Source organism: Streptomyces zinciresistens K42 (assembly GCF_000225525.1).
In the GTDB taxonomy this organism is placed as follows: Bacteria; Actinomycetota; Actinomycetes; order Streptomycetales; family Streptomycetaceae; genus Streptomyces; species Streptomyces zinciresistens.
In genome coordinates, this window is record NZ_AGBF01000274.1 from 1 (window position 1) to 6,837 (window position 6,837).

Annotated in this window: 7 protein-coding genes; 3 read left to right on the plus strand and 4 right to left on the minus strand. The window is 73.9% G+C overall.

Annotation, left to right across the window (positions count from 1 at the left end):
• On the plus strand, positions 1 to 1,271 hold a 1,271-nt coding region (locus SZN_RS34215; protein WP_007504254.1), incomplete at its 5' end, for an aldehyde dehydrogenase family protein.
• 22 nt (positions 1,272 to 1,293) lie between these two features.
• Here SZN_RS34215 and trxA read toward each other — a convergent pair.
• On the minus strand, positions 1,294 to 1,680 hold the full coding sequence (gene trxA, locus SZN_RS34220; protein WP_007504256.1) for a thioredoxin: 387 nt from the start codon (positions 1,678 to 1,680) through the stop codon (positions 1,294 to 1,296).
• 121 nt (positions 1,681 to 1,801) lie between these two features.
• Between trxA and SZN_RS34225 the strand changes: the two genes are divergently transcribed.
• Positions 1,802 to 3,232 carry a dihydrolipoyl dehydrogenase family protein gene (locus tag SZN_RS34225; protein ID WP_007504258.1) on the plus strand — a complete coding sequence of 477 codons (1,431 nt, stop codon included), beginning with the start codon at positions 1,802 to 1,804 and terminating at the stop codon, positions 3,230 to 3,232.
• A 79-nt stretch (positions 3,233 to 3,311) separates the two neighbouring features.
• On the opposite strand, the gene SZN_RS34230 is transcribed toward SZN_RS34225, so the two are convergent.
• Positions 3,312 to 3,962, minus strand: coding sequence for a peptide deformylase (locus SZN_RS34230; RefSeq protein WP_043734641.1), 651 nt, complete (start codon positions 3,960 to 3,962; stop codon positions 3,312 to 3,314).
• 148 nt (positions 3,963 to 4,110) lie between these two features.
• Here SZN_RS34230 and SZN_RS34235 point away from each other — a divergent pair, with 148 nt between their 5' ends.
• Positions 4,111 to 5,517 (plus strand): PepSY-associated TM helix domain-containing protein, encoded by a 1,407-nt coding sequence (locus tag SZN_RS34235; RefSeq protein ID WP_007504262.1) that lies wholly within the window; start codon positions 4,111 to 4,113, stop codon positions 5,515 to 5,517.
• A 79-nt stretch (positions 5,518 to 5,596) separates the two neighbouring features.
• On the opposite strand, the gene SZN_RS34240 is transcribed toward SZN_RS34235, so the two are convergent.
• Both SZN_RS34240 and SZN_RS34245 read right to left on the minus strand, forming a co-directional pair.
• Positions 5,597 to 5,944, minus strand: a complete 348-nt coding sequence (locus SZN_RS34240; protein WP_007504264.1) for a tetratricopeptide repeat protein — start codon at positions 5,942 to 5,944, stop codon at positions 5,597 to 5,599.
• Between the two features lie 85 nt (positions 5,945 to 6,029).
• Positions 6,030 to 6,731, minus strand: coding sequence for a response regulator (locus SZN_RS34245; RefSeq protein ID WP_007504265.1), 702 nt, complete (start codon positions 6,729 to 6,731; stop codon positions 6,030 to 6,032).
• Between the last annotated feature and the right edge of the window lie 106 nt (positions 6,732 to 6,837).

Here is a 6,837-nt window from a genome sequence, read left to right on the forward strand (position 1 = left end):
CCCGCGCCCCGCACTTCGCGCGCGCCGCGGTGCTGCGCAGGGCCGGCGACCTGTTCACCGAGCACGCCGGAGAACTGCGCGGCTGGCTGGTGCGCGAGTCCGGCTCCGTGCCCGGCAAGGCCGACTTCGAACTGCACGTCGCCGCCCAGGAGTGCTACGAGGCCGCCGCGCTCGCCTCCCGCCCGGCGGGCCAGGTGCTGCCGAGCGAGGCGCCCCGGCTGTCGTACACCCGGCGGGTGCCCGCCGGTGTCGTCGGGGTGATCGCGCCCTTCAACGCGCCGCTGATCCTCGCGATCCGCTCCGTCGCCCCCGCGCTCGCGCTCGGCAACGCCGTCCTGCTGAAGCCGGACCCGCGCACGGCCGTCTGCGGCGGGCTGTCCCTCGCGGCGGTCCTCGCCGAGGCCGGCCTGCCCGGGGACCTGCTGCACGTCCTGCCGGGCGGCCCCGGGGCCGGACAGGCCCTCGTCGCCGATCCCCGGGTCCCCGTCATCTCCTTCACCGGCTCCACGGCCGCGGGCCGGTCCGTCGGCGAGGCGGCCGGCCGCCACCTCAAGCGCGCCCACCTGGAACTGGGCGGGAACTCCGCGCTGATCGTCCTGGAGGACGCCGACCTCGACGCGGTGATCTCCACCGCGGCCTGGGGGTCCTTCTTCCACCAGGGCCAGATCTGCATGACCACCGGCCGCCACCTCGTGCACCGCTCGCTGTACGAGGAGTACGTCGAGCGCCTGGCCGCCAGGGCCGACTCGCTGGCCGTGGGCGACCCGCACCGCGCCGAGGTCCATCTCGGCCCGCTCATCGACGCGGGCCAGCGGGACAAGGTGCACGCGCTGGTCGGGGCCAGCACCGCGCGGGGCGCGAAACTCGCCGCGGGCGGCACCCACGACGCGCTGTTCTACCGGCCCACCGTGCTCGCCGGCGTCGACGACGCCACCCCCGCCTACGCCGAGGAGGTCTTCGGCCCCGTCGCCCCCGTACGGCCGTTCGCGGACGACGAAGAGGCCGCGGCCCTCGCGGCGGCGAGTTCCTACGGCCTCTCCCTCGGCATCGTCACCCGGGACGCGGCCCGCGGCCTCGACCTGGCGGAGCGGATCCCGACCGGCATCGTGCACATCAACGACCAGACGGTCAACGACGAGGCGGTCGCCCCCTTCGGCGGAGTCGCCGCCTCCGGCACCGGCGCCCGGTTCGGCGGCGACGCCAACCTGGACGCCTTCACCGACCTGCGCTGGACGACGGTCAGGTCCGACGTGGCGGGGTACCCCTTCTGAGGACGGGCGCCGGGCCCGCGTCCTACCGGCCGTTCTGCCCGGCCTGCTCCGCCTGGGCGGCGACGGCCTTGCGGACCTCGTCCATGTCCAGCTTGCGGGCCTGCCCGATGACGTCCGTCAGGGCCGCCTCCGGCAGCGCGCCCGGCTGCGCGAACACGGCGACCTGGTCGCGCACGATCATCAGCGTCGGGATCGACTGGATGCCGAAGGCCGCGGCCAGCTCCGGCTGCGCCTCCGTGTCGACCTTGCCGAACACGAGGTCGGGATTGTCGCCGGCGGCCTTCTCGTAGACCGGCGCGAACTGACGGCACGGCCCGCACCACTCGGCCCAGAAGTCGATCAGGACGAATTCGTTCTCCGTGACCGTCTGGTCGAAGTTCTCCTTGGTGAGCTCCACGGTGCTGCTCATGGCGATATCCCTACTTCCTTGCATCGGGGCGAGGCCGTCGGCGACAACACGGCCGTACGGTCGCGTATTCCGCGCGCGTACCCGTGTGGCCACCCCGCACACCACCCGTAAGACTGGCCCCATGACGGAAACGGATTCCATCGCGTACGACGTCGTGGTGCTCGGAGCCGGGCCGGTGGGGGAGAACGTCGCCGACCGCACCCGCGCGGCCGGCCTCTCCACCGCGGTCGTGGAGAGCGAACTGGTCGGTGGCGAGTGCTCCTACTGGGCGTGCATGCCCAGCAAGGCGCTCCTGCGGCCGGTGCTCGCCCAGGCCGACGCCCGCAGGCTGGCGGGGCTCGGCCTCGCCGTGCAGGGCCCCCTCGACGCCGACGCCGTACTCGCACGGCGCACCTACTTCACCAACGACTGGAACGACGACGGCCAGGTCGGATGGCTCGACTCCACCGGAGCCGACCTCTACCGCGGGCGCGGCAGACTCGCCGGCCCGCGCACGGTCGAGGTGACCGGACCGGACGGCTCGACGCGGGTGCTCACCGCGCGGCACGCCGTCGCCGTGTGCACCGGCAGCCGGGCCCTGCTGCCCGATCTGCCCGGCCTCGCCGGGGTCCGGCCCTGGACCAGCCGTGAGGCCACCAGCTCCCCGAGCGTGCCCGGCCGGCTGGTCGTGGTCGGCGGGGGAGTGGTCGCCGCCGAGATGGCCACGGCCTGGCAGGCGCTGGGCTCGGACGTGACGCTCCTCGTGCGCGGCAAGGGGCTGCTCAACCGGATGGAGCCGTTCGCCGGCGAGATGGTCGCCGAGGCCCTCGCCGAGGCCGGTGCCGACGTCCGCACAGGCACCTCGGTCCAGTCGGTGACCAGGGAGAACGGCAGTGTCGTGGTCGTCACCGACGGCGGCGCCCGGATCGAGGCCGACGAGATCCTCTTCGCCACCGGCCGCGCCCCGCGCACCGACGACATCGGCCTGGACACCGTGGGCCTGGAGCCCGGTTCCTGGCTGGAGGTCGACGACAGCCTGCGCGTCACCGGCAGCGAGTGGATGTACGCGGTCGGCGACGTGAACCACCGCGCGCTCCTCACCCACCAGGGCAAGTACCAGGCCCGGATCGCCGGTGCGGCCATCGCCGCCCGCGCCTGCGGAGTGTCCCTCCCGGAGAGCGAGCCCTGGGGCGCGCACTCCGCGACCGCCGACCACGGCGCCGTCCCGCAGGTCGTCTTCTGCGACCCCGAGGCCGCCGCGGTGGGCCTCTCGCTCGCGGAGGCGGAGCAGGCGGGCCACCGCGTCCGCGCCGTCGACCTCGACATCGCCGTCGCGGGCTCCTCGCTGTACCGGGACGACTACCGGGGCCGGGCCCGCATGGTCGTCGACCTGGAGCGCGAGATCCTGCTCGGCGTGACGTTCGTCGGTCCGGGCGTCGGGGAGCTCATCCACGCGGCGACGATCGCGGTCGTCGGCCAGGTGCCGATCAGCAGGCTCTGGCACGCCGTACCGGCGTACCCGACGATCAGCGAGGTGTGGCTGCGGCTGCTGGAGTCCTACCGCGACAACTGACCCGCGCCGACCGCCCGCGCCGACCGGCCCGTGCGGGCCGCCGGTCCACCCGGCCGGCGGCTCCGGCGGCCCCCGGCGGTCACCGCGGCAGGTCGAAGCCGAGGGCGCGGGCCGCCCCTTCCGGGCCGGGCTGCCGGGCCCAGCGTTCGGCCATCGCCTGGTTCGAGGACAGCGAGCGCGGCTCGGCCCGGTCCAGGTAGAGCACCCCGTCGAGGTGGTCCGTCTCGTGCTGCACGATCCGGGCGGGCCACCCCGAGAACACCTCGTCCACGGGGCGCCCCCGCTCGTCCTCGCCGGTCAGCCGCACCTCGGCGGCGCGGGCCACCACCGCCTGATAGCCCGGGACGCTCAGGCAGCCCTCGAAGAACGCGGCACGCGCCGCGCCGACCGCCTCGTACGAGGGGTTCACCAGCACCCGGAACGGCTGCGGCACCCGGCCGCGCACCAGCCGTACCTCCTCCGGGACCGGAGCGGGGTCCTCGATCACCGCGATCCGCAGGGCCACCCCGACCTGGGGCGCGGCGACGCCGACGCCGGGGGCCGCGTGCATGGTCAGCCGCAGCGCGTCCACGAACCGGTGCAGCAGGGCGGGCTCCAGCTGGCCCTCGAAGCGCTCGGCGGGGCGCCGCAGCACCGGGTCGCCCGCTGCCACGATCTCCAACGGGCCTTCGTCGGCCAGGAGTTGCTCGACCTGCTCGGCCACGGGTGCGTGAGGGTGGGGAAGTGCCATCGCGCCAGCATGCCACGGCGGCGAACGGTGGCCGGATTCCGTCGTGTTGTAGGTCACACAATATGCCGGGAACTCGACGGCCTCCCCGTCCGACCACTGGAGCGCCACCACCGCAGAGATGACTCCCCACCCCCCGGAGAAGCCGCCGATGTCCACCGCTCCCACGACCACCACGGCGGAGGCGCCCCCGCCCGACGCACCGGCGCCGTCGTCCCGCAGATGGGCGCCGCTGCGCCCGCTCATCCTTCGTCTGCACTTCTACGCCGGAGTGCTCATCGCTCCGTTCCTGCTCGTCGCCGCCACCACCGGTTTCCTGTACGCCGGTTCGTTCCAGGCCGAGAAGATCATCTACTCCAAGGAGATGACGGTCCCGGTCGGCGACCGGAAGCTCCCGATATCCCAGCAGGTGGCCGCCGCGCGCACGTCCTACCCCGAGGGCGACATCGCGGCGATCCGGCCCTCGGCCACCGACGACGCCTCCACCCGGGTCATGCTCTCCGGCGTCAAGGGCGTCGAGTCCGACCGCACCCTTGCCGTGTTCGTCGACCCGTACACCGCGGAGGTGCGCGGCGCCCTCGAACAGTACGGCTCCTCGGCCGCCCTGCCGGTGCGCACCTGGATCGACCGCTTCCACCGCGATCTGCTCCTCGGTGAGTCCGGCCGCCTCTACAGCGAACTCGCCGCGAGCTGGCTGTGGGTGGTCGCGCTCGGCGGTGTGGTGCTGTGGTTCTCCCGCCGCCGCGCGCTGCGCAAGGTGCGGGGCACCACCGGCCGCAGGCGCACCCTCGGACTGCACGGCACCGTCGGCGTCTGGGCCGCGATCGGCTTCGTCTTCCTCTCGGCGACCGGTCTGACCTGGTCGACCTACACGGGCGCCAACATCGCGGAGTTGCGCACCTCGCTGGGGCAGGAGACCCCGTCCGTCTCGGCGGCGGTGGGCGCCGGACACGAGGGCCACGGAGGAGGCGGCGGTACGGCCTCCGGGGACGTCGGCGGCGTCAGCCTCGACAAGGTCCTGGCGGCGGCCCGCGCCCAGGGGCTGAGCAATCCGGTGGAGATCGTGCCGCCCGCCGACGCCAAGTCCGCCTATGTCGTCAAGCAGATCCAGGCGCAGTGGCCGACCAAGGCGGACTCCGTCGCGATCGCCCCGGCCACCGGACAGGTCACCGACACGCTGCGGTTCGACGACTACCCGGTCCTCGCCAAACTGACCCGCTGGGGCATCGACCTGCACACCGGAGTCCTCTTCGGCCTGGTCAACCAGATCGCCCTGATGGCGCTCACGCTGGCGCTGATCCTGCTGATCGTGTGGGGCTACCGGCTGTGGTGGCAGCGGGGCCGCGGGTCCTCCTTCGGCAGGCCCATTCCGCGCGGGGCGTGGCGGCAGGTGCCCCCGCTGATCCTCGTCCCGCTGGTGGCGGTCGTCGCGGCGGTCGGCTACTTCGTGCCGCTGCTCGGCATCACCCTGGCCGCGTTCGTCGTCCTGGACATCGCCGTCGGCGCGGTCGCGAGACGCAGGGGGAAGGCGGCACCCGCCGAGGCGGGGCAGGCGTAGCGAGGGGTGTGCGCGCGGCGCGAGGGCCCGGTTCCCTTCCGAAGGGAACCGGGCCCTCGCGCGCGGTGCGGCCGCCGGGTCAGGACCGCTCGAAGTCACCGGCAAGCGCCGAGGCGAGCCGCAGGTGCCGCTCGGCCTCCTCGTCGCGACCCTGCCGCTCCAGGGTGCGGCCCAGCATCAGCCGGGCGTACTGCTCGACCGGGTCGCGCTCCACGATGACGCGCAACTCGGCCTCGGCGCGCCGGAGCTGGGCCGAGTGGTAGTAGCTGCGGGCCAGCAGCAGACGCGGTCCGGTCTGCTCCGGCACCTCCTCGACCAGCGCGCCGAGCACGCGGGCGGCACTCGCGTAGTCCTTGGCCTCGAAGAACAGCTGCGCGCGCTCCCACCGCTCGGCCGCCGTCCCGTGGTCGTAGTACGTGGTCTCCACTGGTGACCTCCTTCTGGGGGCGTCAACCGAGGGGGATAGTTCAATATTCCACTACCTCGGGGAGTGTCACCGCGCGCCGGGCCGGTCAGCGGCGGGGGCGGTCGTCGCCGCTCGGCCGCTCCAGGTGGGAGGCGAGGACCGCCGCCTGGACCCGGCGCTGCACGCCGAGCTTGGCCAGCAGGCGGGAGATGTGGTTCTTCACCGTCTTCTCCGACAGATAGAGCCGCTTGCCGATCTCGCGGTTGGTCAGGCCGTCGCCGATCAGCGCGAGGATCTCCCGCTCGCGCGGTGACAGGCCCGCCAGCTCGGCCGGCACGCCGGGCGTCCCGGCGGGGTCCTCGCGCAGCGAGCGCATCAGACGGGCCGTGGTCGCCGGGTCGAGCATGGACTGGCCCGAGGCGACCGTGCGGACCGCCGAGACCAGGTCGGACCCCCGGATCTGCTTGAGGACGTACCCCGAGGCACCGGCCATGATCGCGTCGAGCAGGGCGTCCTCGTCGTCGAAGGACGTCAGCATCAGACAGGCCAGCTCGGGCATCCGGCTGCGCAGCTCCCGGCAGACGGTGACGCCGTCGCCGTCGGGCAGCCGGACGTCGAGCACGGCGACGTGCGGACGCAGGGCCGGACCGCGCGCGAGCGCGTGTTCCACGGTGTCCGCGTCGCCGACCACCGAGATGTCCGGCTCGGCGTCGAGCAGGTCGGTCAGCCCCCGCCGCACCACCTCGTGGTCGTCCAGCAGGAACACGCGGATCGGGTGCTGTTCCGTGAACGTGCCCGGCTCGCTCATGACGCCCCTTCGCTCCCCGGTGGCCCCGTCCGGAGCACCGGACCGCCCGTCGTGCCGATCATCGCGCGCCGGGGGCCGGCGCACCAGGGCCGACCGGCCCCATCCG